At 64.4% G+C, this 24674-nt stretch carries 18 protein-coding genes and 1 pseudogene; 7 read left to right on the forward strand and 12 right to left on the reverse strand.

Translation table 11 applies throughout. The annotated features are described in order from the left end of the window. Positions 1-841: 841 nt before the first annotated feature. From moaA to G3480_RS17990, 3 genes are all read right to left on the reverse strand, one after another. Positions 842-1828: a GTP 3',8-cyclase MoaA gene (gene moaA / locus G3480_RS17980; RefSeq protein ID WP_164655285.1), complete on the reverse strand. Its 987-nt coding sequence runs from the start codon at positions 1826-1828 to the stop codon at positions 842-844. A 100-nt stretch (positions 1829-1928) separates the two neighbouring features. Continuing rightward, positions 1929-4403 (reverse strand): arsenate reductase (azurin) large subunit, encoded by a 2475-nt coding sequence (locus G3480_RS17985; protein ID WP_164655268.1) that lies wholly within the window; start codon positions 4401-4403, stop codon positions 1929-1931. A gap of 13 nt (positions 4404-4416) precedes the next feature. Then, entirely contained in the window at positions 4417-4932 is a 516-nt protein-coding gene (locus G3480_RS17990; protein WP_164655269.1) for an arsenate reductase (azurin) small subunit, read from the reverse strand. Positions 4933-5081: 149 nt separating this feature from the next. Between G3480_RS17990 and G3480_RS17995 the strand changes: the two genes are divergently transcribed. From G3480_RS17995 to G3480_RS18020, 6 genes are all read left to right on the forward strand, one after another. Next, on the forward strand, positions 5082-5975 hold the full coding sequence (locus G3480_RS17995; protein WP_164655270.1) for a substrate-binding domain-containing protein: 894 nt from the start codon (positions 5082-5084) through the stop codon (positions 5973-5975). Then, a complete protein-coding gene (locus G3480_RS18000; RefSeq protein ID WP_164655271.1) occupies positions 5972-7411 on the forward strand; it encodes a sensor histidine kinase in 1440 nt (479 codons plus the stop codon). The genes G3480_RS17995 and G3480_RS18000 overlap by 4 nt, the downstream gene beginning before the upstream one ends. Then, positions 7408-8706 (forward strand): sigma-54-dependent transcriptional regulator, encoded by a 1299-nt coding sequence (locus G3480_RS18005; RefSeq protein ID WP_164655272.1) that lies wholly within the window; start codon positions 7408-7410, stop codon positions 8704-8706. The genes G3480_RS18000 and G3480_RS18005 overlap by 4 nt, the downstream gene beginning before the upstream one ends. Positions 8707-8781: 75 nt before the next feature. Further along, complete coding sequence (locus G3480_RS18010; protein WP_164655273.1) at positions 8782-9159, forward strand: glutamate synthase-related protein; 378 nt, start codon at positions 8782-8784, stop codon at positions 9157-9159. A 137-nt stretch (positions 9160-9296) separates the two neighbouring features. Then, complete coding sequence (locus G3480_RS18015; protein WP_164655274.1) at positions 9297-11693, forward strand: thioredoxin domain-containing protein; 2397 nt, start codon at positions 9297-9299, stop codon at positions 11691-11693. A gap of 364 nt (positions 11694-12057) precedes the next feature. After that, the gene (locus G3480_RS18020) at positions 12058-14901 is read left to right on the forward strand and encodes a UvrD-helicase domain-containing protein (RefSeq protein ID WP_164655275.1); all 2844 of its coding nucleotides are present in this window, start codon (positions 12058-12060) and stop codon (positions 14899-14901) included. A gap of 255 nt (positions 14902-15156) precedes the next feature. Here G3480_RS18020 and G3480_RS28535 read toward each other — a convergent pair whose 3' ends face one another. The 3 genes from G3480_RS28535 to G3480_RS18030 form a co-directional block, all read right to left on the reverse strand. After that, a complete protein-coding gene (locus tag G3480_RS28535) occupies positions 15157-15339 on the reverse strand; it encodes a DUF6399 domain-containing protein (RefSeq protein ID WP_240905904.1) in 183 nt (60 codons plus the stop codon). Between the two features lie 88 nt (positions 15340-15427). Further along, positions 15428-15568 carry a hypothetical protein gene (locus G3480_RS18025; RefSeq protein ID WP_164655276.1) on the reverse strand — a complete coding sequence of 47 codons (141 nt, stop codon included), beginning with the start codon at positions 15566-15568 and terminating at the stop codon, positions 15428-15430. Further along, positions 15565-16194 (reverse strand): hypothetical protein, encoded by a 630-nt coding sequence (locus tag G3480_RS18030; protein WP_164655277.1) that lies wholly within the window; start codon positions 16192-16194, stop codon positions 15565-15567. Before G3480_RS18030 ends, G3480_RS18025 begins: the two co-directional genes overlap by 4 nt. A 282-nt stretch (positions 16195-16476) precedes the next feature. Here G3480_RS18030 and G3480_RS18035 point away from each other — a divergent pair, with 282 nt between their 5' ends. After that, a complete protein-coding gene (locus tag G3480_RS18035) occupies positions 16477-16722 on the forward strand; it encodes a hypothetical protein (protein WP_164655278.1) in 246 nt (81 codons plus the stop codon). Between the two features lie 123 nt (positions 16723-16845). Here G3480_RS18035 and G3480_RS18040 read toward each other — a convergent pair whose 3' ends face one another. From G3480_RS18040 to G3480_RS18065, 6 genes and pseudogenes are all read right to left on the reverse strand, one after another. After that, positions 16846-18030, reverse strand: a complete 1185-nt coding sequence (locus G3480_RS18040; RefSeq protein WP_164655279.1) for an acetyl-CoA C-acyltransferase family protein — start codon at positions 18028-18030, stop codon at positions 16846-16848. Between the two features lie 358 nt (positions 18031-18388). Next, positions 18389-18634 (reverse strand): annotated as a pseudogene (locus tag G3480_RS18045) (ISKra4-like element ISHhy1 family transposase); the annotation flags it as partial. 974 nt (positions 18635-19608) lie between these two features. Then, positions 19609-20748, reverse strand: a complete 1140-nt coding sequence (locus G3480_RS18050) for an IS91 family transposase (protein ID WP_164655281.1) — start codon at positions 20746-20748, stop codon at positions 19609-19611. After that, entirely contained in the window at positions 20741-21589 is an 849-nt protein-coding gene (locus G3480_RS18055; RefSeq protein WP_164655282.1) for a tyrosine-type recombinase/integrase, read from the reverse strand. The genes G3480_RS18050 and G3480_RS18055 overlap by 8 nt, the downstream gene beginning before the upstream one ends. Before the next feature lie 989 nt (positions 21590-22578). Next, positions 22579-23211 (reverse strand): RES family NAD+ phosphorylase, encoded by a 633-nt coding sequence (locus G3480_RS18060; RefSeq protein ID WP_164655283.1) that lies wholly within the window; start codon positions 23209-23211, stop codon positions 22579-22581. A gap of 82 nt (positions 23212-23293) precedes the next feature. Then, a complete protein-coding gene (locus tag G3480_RS18065) occupies positions 23294-23956 on the reverse strand; it encodes a helix-turn-helix domain-containing protein (RefSeq protein ID WP_164655284.1) in 663 nt (220 codons plus the stop codon). Between the last annotated feature and the right edge of the window lie 718 nt (positions 23957-24674).

Here is a 24674-nt window from a genome sequence, read left to right on the forward strand (position 1 = left end):
GGTGGTCCGGCTCACGGGAGCGAAGAGGACCGACGGCAAGGTAGCGCCAAGCGAAGGCCACGAGGTGCGGCGCGATGGCGGCTGAGCAGTCAGAGTCGGTTGATCGTACCGTTGAGCACGGGGAACGCACCCGAGCGGACCCGTGGGAGGGAAGCGACCGATCGGTTGAGACATCTTCTGAAGGGACGATGGTGTGAACATCGGGTCACCTGACCATCTGAACAAAACGACAGGAGATCGCGTCATGGGCTTCAGGGTCCAACGGGTGTGCGACATGTGTTGTGCAGCGAGCGCTCAATCGAGGAGCCGGATGCGGCAGTCCCGCACGTCCGGATCTGTGGGAGCCGCGGGTACGTAAAGCACCGGCGGCCACCCGGTGCACCAATTATCGGAAAACTACTTTATGAATCAGCGGCTAATGCCAGGTTTCGCCGCATTCGTCTGGCTACTGTACCCATAAATCGGTCGATTTCTGACCAACGCTGGGTTTATAGTCTGATGCGCGGATCAAAGACTTAGTAACGATTCAATATTTATGTTTTCTTTTGCATGAATTTTGCTTTAACAAAAATATATCTATAAAACAATAGTTTACAGTTTTATATAGATTAATTAAGTTGTATAACTTATTTTTGAATCGTTACTTACATGTACCCAGGCGCATACGCGATAAAATTTTCTACTCGTCTGATTCGCATGCACGTTTCTTGATTACACCCTGGAACTTCGGTCTAGAGACTCTCCGGAAGGACTCGGCCAATTGCTTTCGCCTACCTCCGCGCGGACGATGTCAGCTAGAAGATCGGCAGCGGCCGCTGATCTTCGCTGATAGCCACCGTGTCTAACCACCAGTCGCCGACATGAAGCGAGTGATCGGCGTGGGCGATTCGTTGAAGTGATGACGTTCTGGCTTCAACGCGATGACCCGCTGCAGATGAGCGCTGAGCTCAGCGTCGCTGATGCCTGCCCGCAGCAACACGCGCAAGGGCGCACTGTGCTCCTGCCCGAGACAGAGCCGCAGGGTGCCAACGACGGTGAGCCGGACACGATTACAGGTTTGGCAGAAGTGCTGCGAGCGTGGGCTGATGAAGCCGATGTGAGTCTCGGTCCCGCTGAGTCGATAGTAGCGTGCCGGGCCGCCGCCGGGCAGCAGCTCGGGGAGCAGCTCGACACGTTGTGCCAGTCGGCGCTGGATAGCGTGCGGATCCAAGGAATGACCGGCCGCGGCCTGGCCAGTCGCACCCATCGGCATCGCCTCGATCAGACGCAGGGTGAAGCCGCGTGCGCCGCAGTAGTCAATGAGTTCCTCGAGTTCGTCGTCGTTCACCCCGGGCATGAACAGGGTGTTGATACGAATTGGGGCAAAACCGACCCGCTGAGCCGCCTGGATGCCGCGCAAAACCTGGTCCAGGCACCCCCCGGTGATCTGCTTAAAGACGTCAGGGCGCAAGCTGTCCAGGCTGATATTCAGACGGCGCACGCCCGCCGCATAGAGCGGTTTCGCCAGGGACTTCAGGCGCGTCCCATTGGTGGAAAGCGATAGGTCATCCAGGCCAGGCAGGGTTGCCAGTCGGGCGGCCAGCAGCGGGAGCTCGCGGCGCAGCAAGGGTTCGCCGCCGGTTAGTCGCACATGACGGACGCCCAAGGCCGCGAAGGCTCGTACGACCTGGACGATCTCGTCGAACGTCAGCCAGTGTTCAGATGCTTCAAACCCTTTGTAGCCTTTCGGCAGGCAATAGCGACACCTCAGATCGCAGCGGTCCGTGACCGACAGGCGCAGGTAATGGATGCGTCGACCGAAGGCGTCCGTCAAGGTTCGCTGGCTCATGCTGTGCTCTGGAAGGTGTGTGCTCGACTCGGCATCGGATACCCGCCCCGGAAAGCGACCGAGGGGAGCGCCCTCGCCGCCTTCCAGAACCGGTGTTGCCTCAGGCATTCAAGAACCGCCGCCGCTTGAAGGAGACGGTGCGCTTATAGTCCTTCATGGTCCCGACCTTGCGGATGTCCGCCCAGGTCCCTTTGTAGTAGGGCACCAGATTGCGATCGGTCCAGTCGGTGACGACGTCGCCCACCACGCCGTTGTCATAGCCGAACATCATAAAACTCTGCCCTGGGGCGATGTCCGGCTCCAGATAGGCCATGGCGAAGGCGGCGCCGTAGTCGTTGTGCAACTCCACGATGTCGCCCGAGACGATACCCAGGCTCGCGGCGTCGTCCGGATTCATCTCAAGTGGCGACATGGGGAAGCGGTCGCGACGGAACGCCAGGTAGCGGTCGTGGTAAGCGGTCTGCCAGATATGGTTGGTTCGACCGTTGTTGACCCAGAAGCGATGCTTCTTCCGCTGGGTCTCCACGGTGCCGGGCAGTCCGTTCCAGGGGGCGGGGAGGAAGTGTGCCCGGCCGTCCTGGGTGTCGAACCTGTAGTCGGTGTAGAGCATCTCGGTACCGACGAGCTTGCCGCCCGTGAACTCCTTGATCGGCAACTGCACCCCATTGGTGCCCATGGCGCGCAGGCGCTCGTAGGTCGCCAAGTCGCCCGTCGGTCCGCCCTGGCTGTCGATGCCCTCGGGCTTGCGGAAGCCATCGTTGAAGGCGTCCTCCTCGGTCGTCCAGTCGAAACCACCGAACCGCGCGGCCATCTCGGTGTTGCCCTCCTGCGCGTAGAGGGCCTTGAGGGTGTTGGCGATCTCCGCCGCGATCAGACAATCGGGCTTGGCCTCGCCGGGCGGGTCCATGAAGCGTTCGGAGAGGCGCATGCGCCGCTCGCCGTTCATGGCGGTCAGATTCATCTCGCCCGGATGCGTGGCCGGGAGCAGCAGATGCGCGGCATCGGAGAGCTTGGTGTGGTAGAGGTCGATGTCGACGACGAAGAGTCCGCCGCGGTTCTCCACCGCATCGAAGATGAGGTCGACCAGATCAGTGGCACTCGCCCCGCGCGCCTTGCTGATAACATCGCGCACGATCGCGGAACGACGGTGGACCGCCTCGCGGAATTGCTCCGCGTTGAGGGTCGATTGGAAGGGATTGGTGGCCCAGACCGTGAGCATCTTGGCCCGGCCCTGGATGATCTCCTGGTCGACATAGCGAGCGGGACGTCCGCCTGGATAGGGTGGGCGGGCATAGCCTTCCTGGTGACCGCCCATGCGCACCACCCCGCTCCCGCGCCGGCCGACGTTCTCGGTGGTCAATACCAAATCGACGAGGGCGGACTGGATGCGATAATTGTCGTTGCCCCAGATGATGCCCTTCTCGTAGCCGTGCATGGTGCGCGGATAGTGCCGGGACGCCTTCGGCTTGTAGGCCCATTCCGCCGCCTTGACGATGTCCGCCTCGTCCACCCCGGTGATGCGGCTGCAGTCCGCGAGACTCATGCGATTGGCCTTCAGCGCCTCCTCGAAACCGCTGGTGTGATCGCGGATGAAGCGCTCATGGTGCCAGTCCTGCTCCACGACATAGGTCATGAGGCCGTTGAAGAGGGCGGTGTCGGTGCCCGGTTGGATGGCCAGATGCAGCACGTTGTCCTTGCCCGCCAGGTGCTCCGCCACCGAGATGGTCAGACTGCGGCGCGGGTCGACGAAGATGACCTTGGCCGGTGCAACGCTCTCGCCGGGGAACCACTGTTTCTTCTTCTCCAGATTCTTACCCGTCATGTTCGGCAGGGCATGGGCCAGGAAGTAGTTGGTTTGGGTCTCGTAGCCGTTGGCGCCGATGTAGAAGAGGGTGTCGGCAAGCTCCGAGTCCTCGTAGCTGTTGTTCAGCTCGCCGATGCCCATGTCGCGGGTGGCGTGGCACTCGGAGTTGTAGGCAGGGCGGTTGTGGATGCGCACCAGGGGCGTCTGGATGGCACTGAACATCAGCTTCCCGCTGCCCCAGGTGTTCTCGAAGCCGCCGCCGGCGCCGCCGTGGTCGAAGGCGTCGAAGGCGATCTGGTCCGGTCCGTTGGCGTCGAGGATGCGCTTGGTCACCCCCGCATAGACCTGCAACGCCTGGTCCCAGTTGGTCTCGACCCAGTCGTCGCCGGTGAAGAGCATGGGGTAATAGAGCCGTTGGCGCGATGGCCCCTCGCCCGTGAACATGACGCTCGCCATCTGACCGCCCCGGGTCGAGGACAGCCCCTGATTCACCACGCACTCCTTGTCGGGCAGGATCATGATGTGGTGGCGACTGCCGTCGCGGTCCGTGACGACGTTGTGCATCGGCGGGGTCATGATGATGCTGAGCGCGGGCAGCTGCTTGCGAAAGTCGAGCCCAAGGGCGTTCTCCTCCGGCGCGCGTCCGCCCTCGCGGTTTTCCGGCCATTTATAGACCTGGTAGCCACAGCCGACGATGCAGAAGTGGCAGGTCATGTTGGTGCGCTGCGCGTCCGGCGGCGGCAGCGGGATGCGGTCTCGATACTGGGTCATGGGCGTCTCCCGATCACAGCAGATTGCATTGGCGGCCGTAGATGAGCCCCTCGACCGCGACGGCGTAGAGGCTGTCGTCCGCCGTATCGTGCTCGAGCAGGATGCGCGGCAGATTCTCGGTCGACTGGCCATCCACCATCTGTCCCGCCATCTCCGGGTCGAAGATGCTGAAGTGGCAGCCGCACTTGAAGGTGCGTGCCTCCTTGTCGTAGCTCAGCGGGCAGCCGTTGTGCGTGCATTGGGTGCTGAAGGCGACGATGTCGCCATCCGGGCCGATGCCGCCGGGCACCGGGCGCCCGGTCTTGATGATCTGACAGAAGGACTCGGCATCCGGGTAGTTGAAGGCGACCGGGACGTTGTCTTGCAAGCCGCTTGCCTTCGCGATCGCCTCGCGCGGATAGGGCAAGGTGGTCGCCCCCGGCGCCGCCCGCTCCTGCGCGTTTGCCAGTCCGCTCCCGATGAGCGCGGCGCCCGCCGTGGCCGCCGCCCCGCTCGCCTTCAGGAAGCGGCGTCTGCTGAGATTGGTCATGGTCTCACTCCTCCTCGTTTTTATGGTCCCGAGCCATGAGCAAAGCCCATACCCATTTGAGGGTTGTGCGAAATCAATGGCCTAGGCAGCACGCGTGGAGTTCTGGTAACGTCTGCAGTCTTTGTGTTACGAAAAGGTAACGCCGATCTATGCTCACACGCCGGGACCTTCTGCGCGCCATCGGCCTACTCGGCATCAGCCCGTCTGGCTGGTGCGAGCCCATCGCCACGGGCGCAGCGCAAGACCCGAGCGCAGGCGAAAGACCCGCGCTGCGTTTCGGCCTGACGCCGGTCATTCTTGATGACCGCGTCGCCTTCCTCCGTCTCTGGGCGAGCTGGCTCGAGCGGCAGCTCGCCCGCCCGGTGGTCTTCATCCAGCGCGCGCGCTACCGCGAAATCATGGACCTGCTGTTGCGCGGCGGATTGGATCTGGCCTGGATCTGCGGCTATCCCTATGTGCAGCACCGGCGGGAGCTGTCACTCATCGCGGTGCCGCGCTTTCAAGGACAACCCAAGTACCGCTCCTACGTCATTGTCGGGGCCGACTCGTCCTTCACAGCTCTGCGCGACCTTCAGGGACGCCTGTTCGCCTGGTCGGATCCGGACTCCAATTCCGGCTACCTCTACCCGCGCTTCGCCCTCTTGGAGCAGGGACTGGATCCGGACCGCTTCTTTCGCAGGACCTTCTTTACCTGGGGCCATCGGCATGCCGTCGAGGCCGTCGCCGAGGGGCTGGCGGATGGAGCCGCCGTCGACAGCTACGTCTGGGAGACGCTGGCGCGCCGTGTGCCCGCGCTGACGGAACGGACCCGGATCATCCTGCGCTCGCCGCTGTTCGGATTCCCGCCGCTCGCCGGCGCACCTGGGCTCGCCGAGCCGGACCTGAAGGCCATCCGCCAGGTGCTGCTGCGCCAGGACCAGGACCCGATCGGCCGACAGCTCCTCGACGAGCTCAATCTGGATGGCTTCGCGCCCGCGCGGCCCGCGCTCTTCGACGACATCGCGGCGATGGCCGCGCGCCTGGACGCGGGACGTCGGACATGAGCCTCACGCCCGCCAGCTATCGCCATCGACTCCCTTTGAGCCTGAGCGTGGCGGCGGTGGTCACGGCGGTCTCGATGGCCTTATCACTGGGCCTGCAAACGCTCGACAACCTCCGCGAGGATCAGGGACGCAACGCCCTGCGTCTCGGGCATGCCATGTCCGAGGTCCTGGTCCAGGCGCTGCTGCATGATGACGTCTGGCTCGCCTACTCCCTGCTGCGGGGGCCGGAGAAAGACGCCGCCGACGCGACCTGGATCGTGATCGACGCGGGTCAGCGGGTCTTCGCAAGCAATCGACCCCAGCACTTCCGTCTGGATCAGCCGCTAGAGGGGGCGCTCCCCTGGCTGCCGGTGGCCGCGTCCACTTCGGATGCGCCCGTGCCAGCCTTGGTACGGTCCATTGAGCGCCAAGACGATGGCACGCGCCGGGTCCTGCGGCTCACCCTAGCCAGCGAGGGCGGCCCGGTCGGCGAGCTGATCGCCCTGCTCTCCGATCGACCCTTCCTCGCACGTTTCCGCGAAATCCTGGTCGGCGGTGTGCTGGTCACGGCGGCGGTCCTGGCGGTGCTGCTCCCGGTCGGCTGGCTCTGGGGACGCCGCATGGCGTCGCCGCTGATGCAGCTGGCGGCCTGCATGGCGCGGGTGGGAACCGAGGACGCTCGGCAGCTGCGCTGTCAGGTCCCCGAGAGCGACTCCGAGATCGGTCAGCTCGGGCGTCAGTTCAGCGCCATGCTGGCCGCACTGGCCGAAAAGGACGCGCTGGAGCAGCAGATGCTTCAGGCCGAGCGGCTCGCAGCCGTCGGGCGGGTCGCGGCGGGCGTCGCCCACGAGGTCAACAACCCACTCGGCGGCATGCTCATGGCGATCGACACCTATCGCCAAGGGCAGGTCCTCGATGCGCGGACCGCACGCCTGCTGGACCTCATCGACCGTGCCCTGCAGCAGATCCGCGGCAGCGTGTCGGCGCTCCTCGTCGAGGCGCGCGGCGATTCCCGCACCCTGGCCCCGACGGATCTGGAGGATGTGCGCACCCTGGTCCAGCCGAAGCTCGCGCGCTCGGGCGTGGGCTTGGACTGGAACGTCAGCCTGGCGTCAGCGCTCGACCTGCCGGCCGCCCCGGTCCGTCAGCTATTGCTGAACCTGCTCTTGAACGCCATTGAGGCCGCGGAGCCGGGCGGGGCGGTGCGGGTCGAGGCCGGGAGCGACGGTAGCCAGCTCGCGGTGCGGGTCGAAAACCCGGGGCGCCCGATCCCCGCCGAGCAGTTGGCACATCTGTTCGAGCCCTACCCAGAGCAGCGCCCGCACGCCCAGGGGCTCGGACTCTGGATCTGCTATCAGATCGCCTCCCAGTTGGGCGGTCAGATTCGCGTCGCCTCGAGCGCCGAGCGCACCGGCTTTCAGGTCGAGCTGCCCCTGGGGACCGAGGAAGCGCCATGACGCGGATCTGCCTCATCGAGGACGACGCCATCATGGGCGAGGCGCTGGTCGAGCGGCTCACCCTGGAGGGTTTCGGCGTCGTGTGGCAGCGCACGGGGCGCGGCGGACTCGAGAGGCTGCTGGCGGAGCGCTTCGATCTCCTCCTGCTCGACGTCAGCCTGCCCGATCTCTCGGGCATCGACCTCTTCGAGCACCTGCGGCGCTCCCGGACAGCGGTCCCGCCGACCCTCTTCATCACCGGCTACGGCAGCATCGAGGATGCGGTCCGGCTGCTCAAGCTGGGCGCCGTCGACTATCTGACCAAGCCGCTCGACCCCGGCGAGCTGATTGGCAAGCTGCGTGCCCTGAGTCAATCGCCCGTCACGTCCGATCCGCCGACCAAGCTGGAGGACCGCCTGGGCATCTCCCCGGCGATGTGCCAGATCGAGGCCGAGCTCGCCCGGCTGGCACGCCATCCCCAGACGCCCGTGCTCATCTGCGGCGAATCCGGCGTCGGCAAGGAAGTGGTCGCACGTCGGCTGCATCGCCTGCAATGTCCCAGGGCGCCCTTCGTGGCGGTCAACTGCGCGGCGCTGCCGGAGGGCCTGATCGAGGCCGAGCTGTTCGGCCATGAGCGCGGTGCCTACACGGGCGCCGAACGCCGTCGCGCGGGCGTGTTCGAGCAGGCCGGCGACGGCCTGCTCTTTCTCGACGAGATCGGCGATATGCCCCTAGCCCTGCAATCGCGGTTGCTGCGGGTCGTGCAATCGCGTCAATTGACACGAATCGGTGGCACCGGAGCGCTAGAGGTGCCCGCGCGACTGGTGTGCGCGACGCACCGCGACCTGGCGGCCCTGGTCCGCGCCGGAGCCTTCCGGGAAGACCTCTATTATCGGGTGCGCGTCCTGGAGATCCGCATCCCACCCCTGCGCGAGCGCCCGGAGGACATCCTCTGGCTGGCCGAGCGCTATGTCGCCGAGCATGTCAGACGCTTTCCTGACGAGTGCCGCGAGCTTGGTGCCAGCGATCGCGAGCGGCTCCTGAAGCACCACTGGCCGGGCAATGTGCGAGAGCTCCAGCACGCGCTCGAGCGCGCCTGCATCCTGGGTCGGGGACCGTCCCTGGCGCTGGATCTGCCCGATGCATCGACGACTGAGCAGGGTCTGAAGGCCCACGCCCAGGCGGGCGAGCGTGCCGCGATTCTGGCGGGCCTGACCGACACGGGCTTCAACATGACGCTGACCGCCGAGCGGCTCGGCATCAGCCGCAAGACGCTGTGGCAGAAGATGAAGCGCTATGGGCTTGAGCGCCCCTAGAATCCTTGAGGGCGCAAAATGCTTGCAGATGAGTCAAATTTCGATGAAGCGTCCGATTATCCAAGGCCGTCGGGGTTGTTCACACCAGCGGACGTCGCCTGGGCCTTATGCATCGGTGCCGACTTCGTCTGCTCTGCACGCGGCTTCATGTTCATGCTGGGATACATCAAGGCGCTCAAATGCGATAAGAACACGCGCAGACCGGCATCACCACCCAGGCTCCAGAAGGGGATCTATCCACCGACCAAGGCGTCGCGCGTCGCGGCCTATGCCGAGAACATCACCCGTGAGGTCGGCCTCATCGTCCACGCCAGCGGGGTGCGCTCGCCGCGCGAACTCAGGCGGTTTCATGTCCAGATCGTGCAGCCCCATCAACGTACCCTTGCGCTCGATGCACTCCATCCCCCACCTGAGTCAATAGCCGGGCCACCACGCGGCCGCTGTGGCGCCTAGTAACCACGGCGCGACGGCGCTCAAGACCGGATAAGGGCGCCGAAGTGGCGGTGCTGCGCCCCACGGCCGTCCAGGCCAACCGAGTTGAAATCCGCGCGGCCCGCCGGTGGAGTCGCTTGATGACGAGGAGGCTATCCATGCGCAACGCCGTCTTGTTCTTGATGCTCGGAATGCTCGGTGGCGGATCGGCCAATGCGCAGGCGCTGCCAGCCGCCCCTTCGCGTTCGCCCGAGCTGCAACGCCGGCTTGAGACGGCGCTCGCGGCCAAAGGGCCTGACTATCGCCCGCGCACCGAGCACCTGCGCCCAGACGGCCAGCCCTTGTTCACCAACCGTCTCATTTTTGAGGGCTCACCCTACCTCCTCCAGCATGCCCACAACCCGGTCGACTGGTACCCCTGGGGACCCGAGGCCTTCGAGCGGGCGCGCCAGGAGGGCAAGCTGGTGTTCCTCTCCATCGGCTATTCGACCTGCCACTGGTGCCACGTCATGGAGCGGGAGAGCTTCGAGGATGTCGATATCGCCCGCCTGCTCAACAGCCATTACATCGCCGTCAAAGTCGATCGGGAGGTCCACGCCGACGTCGATCAGGTCTACATGACCGCCGCGCAGCTGTTGACGGGTTCGGGCGGCTGGCCCCTGTCGAGCATCCTAACCCCGGAGGGCGAGACCCTCGTCGCCGGGACCTATTTCCCGCCCGCCAAGTTTGCCCAGCTGCTTCAGAAGGCCCAGTCCCTGTGGGAGGAACGCCCGGAAGCACTGCGCGCGCAGGCCCGCCAGATTGCCGACGCCGTCAGCCGTGCGCTCGCCGTCGAGTCCCAGGCCGCTGAGCTGGGGGATGCGATCGTCGACCAGGCCGTCGCGGACACCCTGGCCCAGCACGACGATCTGCAGGGCGGCTTCGGTCAGGCACCCAAGTTTCCCCAAGAGCCTCGGCTTAGCCTCTTGCTCGATCAGGCCCTGCGCCAGGACGATCTCCAGGCGCTCGAGGCCGCCGTCTTCACCCTCAAGGCGATGGCCCGCGGCGGCATCCACGACCAAGTGGGCGGTGGCTTCCACCGCTACTCGACCGACAACGCCTGGCTGGTACCCCACTTCGAGAAGATGCTCTACAACCAGGCCCAACTCGCGCGCCTCTACGTGACTGCCTGGCGTCTCATCGGCGACCCGGAGCTTGCCCGCGTGGCCCGCCGGATCCTGGATTTCGTGCTGCGAGACCTGAGTTCCCCCGAGGGCGGCTTCTACTCCGCCACCGACGCCGACAGCGAGGGCGAGGAGGGGCGGTTCTTCCTCTGGACCCCGGCGCAGCTCGCGGCCGTCCTCGACCCCGAGGACGCGGAGCTTGCCATAGCGCTCTATGGCGTGACCCCGGGCGGCAACTTCGAGGGGCGCAACATCCTGCACCTCCCCGTCGCGCCCGAGGCCTTCGCCGAAGCCCAGGGACTCACGCTCGATGAGCTGTGGCAGCGGATGGACCGCATCGACCAGACCCTCTACCAGCAGCGCGAGACCCGCACGCATCCCCACCGCGACGAGAAGGTCCTGACCGCCTGGAATGGCATGATGATCACCGCCCTCGCCGAGGCCGGCGATGCCTTGCAAGAGCCCAGGTATGTGGCCGCCGCCGTGCGCGCCGCGGACCTGCTCTGGGCCAAGGTCCGCAGCGATCCCGGCGCGCTCAAGCGTGTCTATCTGGACGGCCGCGCCGCCCAGCCGGCGCTGCTGGAGGACTATGCCTTCCTGGGAGAGGGCCTGATCGCGCTCTACGACATCACTGGGGAGCCAGGCTGGCTGGAACGGGCTCGGGAGCTGGCCGATGCCCTGTGGAGCCGCTTCGCCGACCCCGACGGGGGCGGACTCTTCATGGGCGAGGCGGCCACCGACACCCCGCTGATGGCCCGCCCCAAGGACCTGAGCGACGGGGCCATGCCCTCGGCAACCTCCGCGGCCTTGCATCTCCTCGCCGCGCTGTCCAGGCGCAGCGACGACTTGAGCGATGACCAGCGGGCCAAGTCACTGCTGGCGTCGGTATCCGGTCAGGTGCAGCGCCAACCCACGGCGTTCCCCTCCCTGCTGCTGGCGCTCAACCGGCTGCGCCACGGCGAGACGGGCCCCAGGCAGTCTGCCGCCCGCGGCGCCGTGCGCGTCGAGGCTCGCATCTTGCGCAAGGATCCGGGCGCCGCGACGCTTGTGCTGGAGCTTGGCCTGCGCCCAGGTTGGCACATCAACGCCGAGCAGCCTCTGCAGGACAACCTGATCCCAACCAGGGTCCGCCTGACGGGCGACACCCCTGAATGGCGCCTGGAGGAGCGCCGTTATCCACCCCCGAAGATCCTCAAGCTAGGCTTCCAGCGCGAGCCCCTGGCCGTCTACGAGGGCCGCGTGCGGATCGAGGCGGCGCTGGAGCGAACCACCGACCCGGACGTCCAGGCGCGCCCCTGGGTGCCGGTGGAACTGCGCCTCCAGGCATGCAGCGACGCCCTGTGCCTGCCCCCAGAAACGCTCGTACTCCAGGCTCCGGTCACGACGGACTGACCGCCCGGGCGCGGCCTGTGTCAGGAATCCTCGACAGGTCCGACCAACCATCACAATTGGGCAACCATCACAATCGGGCAACCATCACAATCGGGCAATCATCACAATCGGGCAATCATCACAACTGGGCAACCTTGATGAGCAGGCCAGTCCTGCGACGTGCCTCGCCCGCATGACCGTCGTCCGAAACGAAGGAATCTCCCCGGCCCGCGCATCGGCGCGCACGGCAACCGCGAAGCAGCCGACCGCTGCGGTGCCTTGCAATGACCAGGGGTCCGGGTCTGCCGGCATCGCGACCGAGTCGTTAAGATGGCGTGATAGAGCGGACGACTCCGCTGCCACCTCCACCGACACCTGCAGCTCTATGAAGATCCTCACCTACCGCGGTCTCGACACCGCAGCGATTCCGGGCTACGACAAGCTCGCCGCCGCTCTGGCCGCCGATGATTTCAGTTCGGCAGAGGTCAAGAAGGTGGGCGACAACCTCTATCGGGCGCGCCTCGACCGCAGCAATCGGATGCTGTTCGCGCTTTATCGCCACCAGGACGAGCGCTATGTCCTGATGCTCGAGTACATCCACGCACACGCCTACGAGAAGTCGCGCTTTTTGGCGCGGGGCGCGGAGATCGACGAGGCGCGCATCCCGGCCGTGGCGCCCGAGGTTGCCGGGGAGGCGCCGCAGCTGAGCTATCTCAACCCCAAGCTGCCCCGGTTCCATCTGCTCGACAAGGTGCTGTCCTTCGACGATGACCAGGAGGCGGTCTACCAGCAGCCGCCGCCGTTGGTGATCATCGGCTCCGCCGGCAGCGGCAAGACGGCGCTGACCTTGGAGAAGATGAAGGAGGCGAGCGGTGACGTCCTCTACGTCACACGCTCGCCGTTTCTGGTGCAGAACGCGCGCGACCTCTACTACGCCAACGGCTGGGAGCGCGAGGACCAAAGCGTCGATTTCCTCTCGTTCCGCGAGTACCTGGAGAGCATCCAGGTCCCCGATGGCAAGGAGATCACGCCACGTGCCTTCTCCGCCTGGGCCGATCGCCAGCGCCTGCCGAAGGCATTGAAGGACAGCCATCAGCTATTCGAGGAGTTTCAGGGCGCGATCAGCGGCGCCGATCCCGAGTGTGCCTATCTCAGCCGTGATGACTATTGCGCCCTGGGGGTGAAGCAGTCGATCTACCCGCCCGAGACCCGTGCCGAGGTCTACGACCTCTTCGAGAAGTATCTGCGCTTCCTCGCCGAGCAGGGCTGGTTCGACGCCAATCTGATCAGCCATGCCTGGCTCGCGCGCGTGCGCCCGCGCTACGACTTCGTGGTCGTCGATGAGGTGCAGGACCTGACCAATGTCCAGCTGCTGCTCATCCTGCGCGCGCTGCGCACCCCCAGCGGCTTTCTCCTGTGCGGCGATTCCAACCAGATCGTGCACCCCAACTTCTTCTCCTGGTCCAAGGTCAAGACCCTGTTCTGGCGGGAGCAGGGCGACGGCGCCCCAGCGGATCTGATCCGTATCCTCAACGCCAACTTCCGCAACTCGCCCCAGGTCACCGCGATCGCCAACCGGCTGCTGCACATCAAGCACGCGCGCTTCGGCTCCGTGGACCGCGAGAGCAACTATCTGGTGCGCAGCTGCGGCCCAGCGCTCGGGCGTGTCGCCCTGCTGCAGGACAGCGACCGGATCAAGCGCGACCTCGACCGGCGCACCGCCGCCTCGGCGCGTTTCGCCATCCTGGTGCTGCATCCGGAGCAGAAGGCCGAGGTCCGCCAGTTCTTCCGCACCCCGCTGGTGTTCTCGATCCACGAGGCCAAGGGCCTGGAGTACGAGAACGTCCTGCTCTACGGTTTCCTCTCGGGCGAGGAAAAGCGCTTTCGCGAGATCGCCGGCGATCTCAGCGAGGCCGACCTGCAGGGCGAGCTGCGCTATGCGCGCACCCGCGACAAGGGTGACAAGTCGCTCGAGATCTACAAGTTCTACATCAACGCCCTCTACGTGGCGGTGACGCGGGCGGTGAAGAATCTCTACCTGATCGAGCCCCGCTCCAAGCAGCCGCTGCTCGCGCTGCTCGGGCTGACCGAAGCGCTCGCGGGTGTGGAGGATGTCGAGGAGGCGCGCTCGAGCCTGGAGGAGTGGCGCCACGAGGCCCATCGGCTGGAGCTGCAGGGCAAGGAGGAGCAGGCGGCCGAGATCCGCGAGCAGATCCTCAAGCAACGTGCGGTGCCTTGGGCGGTCATTCAGGGCGACGCCCTGGCCGAACTCGAAGACAAGGCGCTGCAGCGTGGCGAGAAGAAGGCGCGCATCGCCCTCATGGAGTACGCCCTGGTCTATCGCGATCAGCGTCTGCTCAATGCGCTGGTCCAGGGCGGCTTCAAGACCGCGCAGCAGCCCGACAAGGCGATGCCGGTGCTGGAGCGCACGCACTTCTTGCCCTACACCCTCAAGCATCCGGGTACCGTCCTGCGCCAAGTCGATCAATACGGTGTCGACTTCCGCAACGTTTTCGGTCAGACCCCGCTGATGATCGCCAGCCGCATGGGCAATGCGGAGCTGGTCGAGACGCTGCTCGATCGCGACGCCGATACCGGCCTGGTGGATGGCAACGGGCTCAACGCCTTCCAGATCGCACTGGAGCGGGCTTGCGCCGACGCGCGCTTCGCCCGCAACAAGCTCCCAGCGCTGTTCGAGCGCCTCGCCCCAGCCAGTCTGGACATCCAGGTCGACGGGCGGCTGATCAAGCTCGACCAACGGCTGATGGAGTATCTGATGCTCTGCATTGCCATGGTGCTCTTCTATCAACGCCTCGGCGAGCACTGGGCGAGGCGCCGCAATGCGCTCTCGGCCGTCGACTTCGCCGAGCTGCTCGCGCACTTCCCGGATTCCATCGTCCCCGAGCGGCGCAAGAAGCGCCCCTACATCTCCTCGATCTTGTCGAAGAACGAGATCCAACGCGACGATCCCTACAACCGCAAGCTCTTCCTTCGTCTCAAGCATGGCCAGTATCTGATCAATCCGCGACTCGCCCTGCGCATCGAAGGGAATTGGCGGCCCATCTACAGCGTCCTCCAGCCATTGCGCCTGGCCTCCCAGTTGCGTGATCCGGTCCCTTGGGGCAATACCCGATGGGATCCGAACGCCGAGGCGGCCAGCGCCATGATGGCGCTTCGGAGTCTCTTGACGGACCTCGCGGAGGGTCGCGACCGCGAGGAGCTGTTCTGACAGCCCGGCGGCCGCGGTTGGATCATCCGTGCGAATCACGCCAACCCCAGCACGACCACCGCACCCCGATGCTGCCACTCGCCGCTGACGGATCATCGACGGCGCGACGCAGGCATGTGAAGGCTCACAAACCAGGATCGACGTGTTCGGCAGCGGTCTGTCCTGAGCGGCGGCTTCCGAGCGCTCTTGACGCTCTCCGCCTTGCGTGGTCGCTGTCATCTGCGTGGGCCTTGATCATCGGTTGGTCCACTGTTGCTAAGCCGCCACAGGGACGAGGTGCGGCTGCCTCGCCGGGCGCGGGCGCGGTCGTCGTCGCGCCGGTCGGGCCGGCCAGGGCTTGCGCTTAAGCACCTGCTCGCACAAGGATGGGTGGGGCTGAGCGAAGAAGCGCTCAGCGGCCGTGGTGGCATCGGGGCGTGTGATCGCAACGTTGTGCAAGGCGGTTAAGCCGAAGTTCCAGCCGATGCGAAGCGTTATGTGATTGATCCTGCTCGCGTGTCGAGAGAATCTGGGTGTATGCGTCTCGCTACAGTCGGATCTGCTGGATCAGATCAAGCGCCTGAGCCTGCTTGGCGTTGGGCGTGGTATCGATCTCGAAGATCTCGTCTCCGCAGGTGGCATCGTGACGCCGACAGGTGTTGCGCACGATGGTGCTGAGTTCGTTCAATAGGGTGCGAAAGCGATGGACCGGGGAGCCATCGGCGCGCTGCGTGCTGGCCGCCTTCTCGAGGGCGCCCTCGGAGCGCGTCGCCGGTGCCAGCGGGTCGCGCTCGGCCAGGCGTGCTGATCTTCATCGGCGAACAGGAGCGCCCGCCACGCCTCGCTCATGTGCCACCTGACATAGTCGGCGAGCATGCACAGGAACAGATGAGCGCGCACCCGCTCTTCGGTGTGGTGATCGATTGGGCGAATCTGCAGATCGGCGCTCTTGAGCGTGCGAAAGGCGGATTCGACGTGACTGGGGTCCTTGTCATGGCGCACGGCATCCGCGCTGCCGACCTGCTCGACGTGCAGCGGGGTGCGAATGACATCGCGTCCATCGAGCGCCGCCTCTTCTGCGACCTTGTCCTCATCGATGTGAAAGGCGAAGTGCTCGGTGGCGATGTCGAGCACCAGGTGCTTGGCCATCTTGTACTTGTTGATGCCCCGCCCGACGCGCACGCCAATCTTGTCGCAATCCTTCAGGCGCGCGTTGGCGACCATCTGCTGCACCTGCTTGAGCTGCGTGCAGGTCGCCTCGAGCAACTCACGGGGCTTGGCCGCGCGCTGCGTGGCGAGTGCCGGATGCGGCACACCACCAAGCGCTCGCCGGGGAAGTCCTCATCCGACATTCCGCATATCGAAGTTTCGTGATCTTCGGCTAATTTGAAGCGAAAATCAGCGAATAGTCGCGATAAAAAATAATGACTTTTCACGCCCAGGAAGCGCAGGAATATTTTGTCCCGCGATGACTGGCAATTTGTCCTGAATTCGTGTTCGAAACGGCTGAGTTTGAACATAAAATCAGCGAGATAGATAAATTATTTTTACACATTTGATGTGAGGAATGTCGGCTCATGGGTGCATTCGGAGAGATTGAACTCATCGAAGCGATCCATCGCGCGCCTTGAGCGCGTCGATCTGCTGCTGCGAGAGCATGCCGCGATCGCCGACGATGACCACGGAGCCCAGCGCGAAGTCCTGCTAGAGCTTGTCGAGCTACGCGAGGAGTGTCTGCGGATCACTGGGATTGCCCGAGAACACCGAGAGCGCCACCGGGCAGCCACGCGCATCGATCAGCAGCCCTTGGGGGACGTCCAACTTCTACTTCCCGCCTTGTAGACAGACGGTACGGAGCAAATCGGGAAGTCGTTCATGGACCACGACTTAGCTGACCTGCAAGAGTCCCTTCTTGCCGTCGCGTGAATAGCCGTTTCTCACTCTGGGCGCGGTTTCGTCCCAGGTTCAGATGCGCTCGAAGATCGCGGCGATGCCCTGACCGCCACCAATACACATGGTGACCAATGCATAGCGGCCATTGACGCGCTGGAGTTCGTAGAGGGCCTTGGTGGCAATGAAGGCCCCCGAGCAACCTACGGGGTGGCCCAGCGCAATCGCTCCGCCGTTGGGATTGGTCTTGGCCATATCGAGACCTAATCCCCTGGAAACCGCAATGGCCTGCGCCGCGAAGGCCTCGTTGGATTCGATCACGTCCATCTGGTCGAGCGATAGACCGGAGCGCTGCAAGACGATCTTGGTGGCGGGAATCGGACCCTCGCCCATGATGTGGTTGGGCACTCCGGCCACGGCATAGGACACCAGACGCGCGATCGGTTTGTAACCGGATTTCGCGGCCGCGTCAGCGCCCCCCAGCACCATGAAGGCCGCGCCGTCATTGATTCCAGAGGCATTGCCCGCCGTCACCGTGCCATCTTTCTTGAAGGCCGGCCGCATTTTGGCGAGTGACTCCATGGTGGCGTCGGCCCTGACATGCTCGTCCGTGTCGAACACTGTCTCGCCCTTGCGCGATTTCAGCGTGATGGGAAGGATCTGCGACTTGAAACGGCCCTCGGCGATGGCGGCGGCGGCGCGACGCTGAGACTCAAGGGCCAAGGCATCCTGCTCCTCGCGTGAAATCTCCCATTTTTCGGCCAGGTTTTCGGCCGTGATCCCCATGTGCCCGGCACCGAAGGGATCGGTCAGCGTGGCGACCATGGCGTCGATCATCTGCGTATCGCCCATGCGCGCGCCCGAGCGCATCGCGGTCGAGAGATAAGCCCCGCGCGACATCACCTCGACCCCGCCGCCGATGCCAAAATCGCAGTCGCCCAGCATGATCGCCTGGGACGTGCTCACGATGCCCTGCAAACCCGAGCTGCACAGACGGTTGACGGCCATTGCCACCGAGTCCATCGGCAAGCCGGCCTGAATCGCGGCGACCCGGGCGACATAGGCGTATCGGGATTCGGTCGGGATACAGTTACCGACCGTCACATAGTTGATCTGTTGCGGGTCAACGCCGGAACGCGACACCGACTCTTTCATCACCGTACCGGCCAGATCAGCCGGCTCCAAGCTGCTCAGCGAGCCACCGAATGTCCCGATTGCCGAGCGTACCGCACTGAGCACGACCACATCACGATTTGCCATTTAGTCTCTCCTCCATCTAAATCGCGCTCAGAGTGAAATACGAAATCTTAATTTCGCGCTGTCTTGGCGGCCTTATCGCCTGCTCTGATGGCACGGTTTAAATTTTTCTTTAGTGAAATTGAACCGCGTCCGGAGCAAGATGCGTAATTTTCATTCTGTGTTTACCTGGGGGTCTCGATCTCGGTGAAACGCGGTCATAGAACTTTAGACTGCGGGCGTGGTTTAGTCATCAATGTCCGCGTCCAGGTCGAGCCCGTCGATAAAATCCTCGTGTTTGATCTGGACGACAGGTCGGGGAGCTGGCGCAGGTCGGTCAGGAAGCGGCCTGAGACTTCATGCTCGGCCTCCACATGATGTCTCAGTAAAAACATTCGGCGCTGCACTGATCAATGCGCTGCCAGAACTGAGTCCAGCGCCCGGCGGTCTGCGTGAGGGCACCTAGGCTGAGGACGATCTTGGCGCCGGTGTTCTTCCAGCGCATGCCCGAGGCGCACAGGCGCTGCTTGACGAGGGTCTTGCAAGAGGCTTCGGTGACACCCGAGCTGATCGGCAAGCCTTCAGCGACCTAGCGGGCGTCGTCCATCTGGTGGTGATGGTTGGCGAGGTCGGTCTGGGCGCTGTCGAGGTCTTCGCGGACTTGCTGGGAGAGGGTGCGGCGCTCGGCGAGTTGGGCCGCCTCCTCGATCAGCGTGGCGACCGCCTCGAGTTAGTGTTTGAGACCGGAGCAGTGCTCGGACTACCAGAGTTCGCGTTTGGCCCAATCCAACGTGGTGCCAATCGCGCCGCTGCACTCTCCGCCAGAAATGCCATCGCACATTGGGAGCCTGACAGCAGTTCCGGCTGAAGTTTCCTGATGCTTTGGGGGGGCGCAAGCCAGGTAGAGGCTCGGCAACCAAACTCGAGAAATTTGCGCCATTTCCTCTGTAGAGATCTGTTTTTAATGAGTTTATTGGATTGCCGCCGGCCCTCGGTCAGTTGTTGACAGGCCAGATCACTGCTTGTCATGCACAAGACTCCAGGCGGCAGCGGCGTGGCGCGGGGATCGCCGCTAGTAATCGGCATCTAAACTCGCGTCCTGATCAATTGCTGGAAGCTCACTTCCGACTGCCGGACAGGCACGACCTCCCAGGAATGGTCACTGGCTCCAGCGATCCCTGCGTCCGCTGCATCCTGTTATGTGAATGTTCACATAATGACTAAGCATTTATCCGTCGGGCGCTTGGCAGTAAGCCCGGTCTCACGCTGACGCTTGGGCGCCCGATGGATAAATGTCTGTTGAACTAATCCGATCCTGGCACACCCTCGCCGGCGGCGACGATGCGGAGAGACCTTATAGAGAGGGGATTGTATCGACAGGCCCCGCTTGGCGTGGGCGCACCGGTGCCGGCCGATCGGGGAGGCGGGACTTCGCGGAGGCAGAAACCAGGCATCAAAGCAGCTCCGAGGGTACTGCGAGGACATGCAGTGAGCACGATCTTAGTCCAATGTCCGGGGGCGAGGCGAGCGCTAGCGCAGACCCCGTTGGGGCCTGAAAAGAAGCTGGAAGACTGAAGCGAAATCGAGGCTTAGGGGTGAGCCTTATCCTCCGTCGCGGCGTTTCGGAGCCAACGCGGCACGCACCCGCAGTCGTCCCGTGCGGCAGGTCGGGCAGGGATAGCCGTCAAAGGTCCGCGTCAGCTCCTCGCTCCCCTCCTGCGCTGGACTGACCGTCGCCGTCGGCGCCGCAATCGCTGTGCGGATCTCGGGCAAGCGCCGGGCGCGGCAGCGGTTGGCCAGGAACCCGAAGTGCCTGACCCGCATGAAGCCTTTGGGTAGGACATGCAGCAGGAAGCGCCGCAGCAGCTCCGTGCCCGAGAGGGTCATGACCTTGCGGCGATCGCCGTCGCGATAGTCCTTGTAGCTCAGTTCGACGGCTTGCCCGTCGAAGCTGACCAGGCGGCTGTCGCTGAGCGCAGTGCGATGGCTGTAGCGTCCCAGGTAGTCGACGACTGTCTCGGTGTGCACCAGGCAGGGCTTGGAGTAGACCACCCACTCGAGGCCCATCAGGGTGTTGAGCACCCGCTCGATCTCCCGGGAATCGCTCAGCCGCGGCAGACGTCCAGCCTCAACGGCCTGGCGCAGGCGGCTAACGAAGCCGCCGCGGACATGGCGGGACAGCGCCCGGACCGGGAACAAATAGGTGCTCTTGGCCGGATGCCACTCCCCGGAAGCTGAGACCGCTCCGCCGGGGACCAGACAGTGCAGGTGCACGTGGCGCGTGAGCGTTTGTCCCCAAGTATGCAGCACCGCAGTCATACCCAGCTGTCCATCCAGGCGCTTGGGGTCGGATCCGAAGGCCGAGAGCGTCGCCCAGACCGTCTCGAACAGCAGATGATAGAGTTCCTTGGGATGGACCTCGATCCAGCCATTGAGCGTGGAGGGCAGGGTGAAGACCACATGGTGGTAGGTCACCGGCAGCAGCGCCGCGCGTTGGCGCTCGCACCAGTCCAGCGACGCCCGGTGCTGGCAGCGCGGACAGTGCCGATCGCGGCAGGCGTGGTAGCAGAGCGCCTCCGCTTCGCACTGATCGCAGCTCAGAGCAAAGCCGCCGAGGGCGGCGGTGCGACAGTCGAGGATGTGATGACAGACCTGCCACTGGCGCGGGCTCAGGGTCTGGGTGGCGGCCACGCCGTCCAGACAGGCCCGAATGACCGCTTGAAGCGAAGCCAACTCAGCCATGGGCCACCTCCAGCTTGGCGATGAGATCGAGCTCGCCTTCCCCCTCCCGGGCACTGGGCAGCCAATGCACGTAGCGCAGCGTCGTGTGAATGCTGCGATGTCCCATCAGGCGTTGCAGGCGCTCGACTTGGAGTCCAGCCGCCAATTGGTGGGTGGCATAGGCGTGGCGCAGCCCATGAATACCGCCGACTTTCGTGACCCCCGCGCGACGCTTGGCGAGGGTATAGGCCCGCTGCAAGGTCGCCGAGCACAGCGGTGCGCCATCGCGCCCGGTGAAGAGCCACTCGGGCGGGCGATACAGACGCCAATAGGCGCGTAGCGTCTCGAGCAAAGTGGGCGAGATCGGCACCAGCCGGTCTTTGGCCCCTTTGCCCTGCTCAATACGCAGAAGCTTGCGCTCGCTGTCGATGTCGCTGACCCGCAGGGCCAGGACCTCGCTCACGCGCAGCCCACAGCCGTAGCACACGCTCAGCATGGCGCGGTGACGGTCATCGCTGCAGGCGTTGAGGATCGCCGCCACCTCGGCGCGGGTCAGCAGCGCCGGGATGCGTTGGGGCCGCTTGGGCAAGGCGATCTCCAGATTCACCTCGGGCCAGGCGAGCACTTCGCGGTAGAGAAAGCGAATGCCGTGGTAGGACAGGTGCACGCTGGCCGGTGCGAGGTGGCGCTCGACGACCAGGTGCTTGAAGTAGCGCTGGAGATCAACCTGGGTCAGCGTGTCCGGCGAGCGTTTGGTGTACTTCGCCAAGTCCCGGACCGCCGACAGGTAGCTCTCGTGGGTGCACGGGGAGAAGCCATGCATCTGCATGGCGACGATCATGCGTTGGCGCAGGGGTGTCATCGTCCGATCCTCAAGAAACGACCCGACGTGGGTCGTCTTGAGTGTGGACGTCAGAGGCCAGAGCGTTGACGTCGGAGCGCAAACGGTTAAGAAAGGATACGCGTCTTCTCTGCCTCAGCCACCATGCGATGACGCGGCGGGATGGCTGCGCAAAGCCCCGCGGAGCGGATTAGTTCAACCGCGTTTATGTGAAGGTCGAGATTATGTGAAGCTCAGGACTGCCCAGGGGCGGGAGTCTTGGCAAGAGGCGGGTTGATGGCCGCCTGGGGCGGTGGAAGCTTCACATAATTGGCTTGCCCCAGAGAGACGGCAATCACCTCCGGAGCCCGATGTGCGCTCCGCGCGGCCACCAGTCAGTCGAAGCCAACCTCGCTACGACGACGAAAGCGCGCGCGAGGTCGGGAACCGGTCTTCCAGCCGGCGCGCGACCAGCCACCCGACGGACTGCGCCGATTTCTCGAGGCGCTCAAATTATGTGAAGCTCAGTGCGGCTCCAGGCGGCATCCTAGCTAGAGCCGGCGCTCGTCCTTCACATAATTCAAGCCTTCACATAGATCCTGTTAGCGGAAAGTCCCTCACGGCGCAACGAGGGACAAGCCACAACCCATTGAAGCTGTGAGACGAAGTTTCCAGCAGGGGAAAGAATCTTGCCACTTGCCTCAGCGAGAACACGGCATGCAAACTTCGGTGAGGGCCTGATTCCTAGGTTCCGCGATTTGCGCTGTGTTCCAGGAGCGGGAAATCGCCCCCGACGGCTAACCGGAAGGACTCGGCCCATTCCGGACGCTTAGCGTCGGCTCTTGGGGGGCAGCTCAGGCTGTGTTTCCGGTCGCTGGACGGCGGGCTCAGGGTCGCCAGCTGCTGTGAGACTCCGCATCTTAGGCGAGGTGAGTGCTTGGTGCGCCGAATCCTGGCCGCCGGGAGAAGAGTTCTTCTGCCGTCTGAAAAGCTTCACCTGGCTCAGCCGCGGCGGTGGCCATCCGCCGTTGTCAGACCAGCCCCCAGCCTTGAGTGTCCAGGATATCGAAGATGTCGAGATCCTCGGTGTCGGAGTGCCAGATGTCCAGGGCTCCCAGATCCTCTTCCGTGAGTGCATCGCGGCAGCGATCGAATAGGGCCGTGTTGATCCCCTCACCGGGCAGCGCACGCGACGAATAGCGGAGACCGTCCGGCGCCGCCGGCGCCGCCGGCGCTTCGCACGTCCAGCGCGCCCAGGCTTGAGAGCACTGGTAGTTGAGGGTGGTGAGCAGGCGGGCGTCCAGATTCAGAGCGGGAATTCCCGGGCCATGGAACAGCGCAATGGTCAGATCTCGCACGGACCGGATACGGTAGAGATGCCGTTCTTGCAGCTCGATCAGCATGATGAACTTGTCCGCTGCCGGTGGCAGGCGCTTCATTAGGCCGTGACCGAACGTCTCGGCGAAGGCGGTCTCAGGACGGTCTGCCAGATAGAGGACACCGTAGTCGCCGTGCGGATCATTCCAGCGGGCGTGCGAACCTTTCGAGAAGTGCAGCGCGCTGCCATACCGGCGGTGACTGACGCGATACCAGGCGTGGCCCGCGGGTACTCGCAGCAGGCGCAGCTTGTGGTGGCCACCGGCCGGCGGTGGGGGGATGGTCATTGGCGGCTTCTTGCGTCAACCAAGCAACCCAGAGACGAGCCAGGCTGGACGATGGTCGCCACGTTCCCGATGCCCTCGGGCGTCAAGCGGCCAGATGGGTATCGAATTGCCGCGCCTTCCGCTCCACGAGCCCCCGCGCCTGAGGATCACCCTGGCGCAGGATCTCGATAGGCGCCGCACCCAGATCCTCATCCGGCAACAGGAAGAAGCGCAGCTTGGCGGGCGCGCTTTCGGTGTCGAGCAAGGCCAGAACGGCGTCTAGCCCGGGCACCGGGCAGCGGCGGTCCAGGTCGAATTGAACGGCTGGATAGAGGCTGTGCCCGCCCCGCGGAAGGGCTAGCAGCTTACCGCGGCGGGCACGCTTGCGAACCGCATCCTCGGTGATACCGAGCAGCTCCGCTACCTCCGCGGCGGTGAGGGCACCGCCACTTCCCTCCAGCAGGGATTGCAACGCGAGCTGTCCACGCAGGCGCAGGCGCAGATCCTTCGACACCAGGGGATCCGCCTGCAGGGCCTGGATCAGGAGTTCGGCAAGCAGCGTCTTGTCGTCCTGTGCCAGCAGCCGACGGTCGCGCCCAGCGGCGCTGAGCTCGTCGCGTAGCGACAGCAGCGCACGCATGAAGGCCGTGGTGGCACGGTTGAAAACGGCGGCCGCATCCGGGCGAGACTCCAGGCTGATCTGCGCTTGGTGGATGCGCTCGGACAGGCTATCGCCACGAGAATTGATCAGGCCATCTGTATGCATATTTTTCTATCGTTTGTCTTTCTATCAAATTATAGCGGACAAACGATAAAATCAACGCCTGCGGTGATCTCTGCCGAGCCTCTCCACGAACTCGATGTCCCCGGACGAATCGGCCCAGCTGAGCTGGGCACGCGATGCACCGCCAGTTCACTCTAGATCTAACCCGACATTCGCGCCCGCTCTCGAGGGGTAGTTACGGCCAGTTCCAGATGCTCACCACCGGCTCTTGAGCGGCAGCTCAGGCTTCGTTTTCGGTCGCTGGACGGCGCGCCCATGATCGACAGCTCAGGGTCCTGATTCGTCGCTCTTTCCAGACGCTCGGCCTTCCGCTAACCGCGTTTATGTGAAGGTCGAGATTATGTGAAGCTCAGGACTGCCCAGGGGCGGGAGTCTTGGCAAGAGGCGGGTTGATGGCCGCCTGGGGCGGTGGAAGCTTCACATAATTGGCTTGCCCCAGAGAGACGGCAATCACCTCCGGAGCCCGATGTGCGCTCCGCGCGGCCACCAGTCAGTCGAAGCCAACCTCGCTACGACGACGAAAGCGCGCGCGAGGTCGGGAACCGGTCTTCCAGCCGGCGCGCGACCAGCCACCCGACGGACTGCGCCGATTTCTCGAGGCGCTCAAATTATGCGAAGCTCAGTGCGGCTCCAGGCGGCATCCTAGCTAGAGCCGGCGCTCGTCCTTCACATAATTCAAGCCTTCACATAGATCCTGTTA

This window comes from Thiorhodococcus mannitoliphagus, assembly GCF_010915725.1.
Taxonomy (GTDB): domain Bacteria; phylum Pseudomonadota; class Gammaproteobacteria; order Chromatiales; family Chromatiaceae; genus Thiorhodococcus; species Thiorhodococcus mannitoliphagus.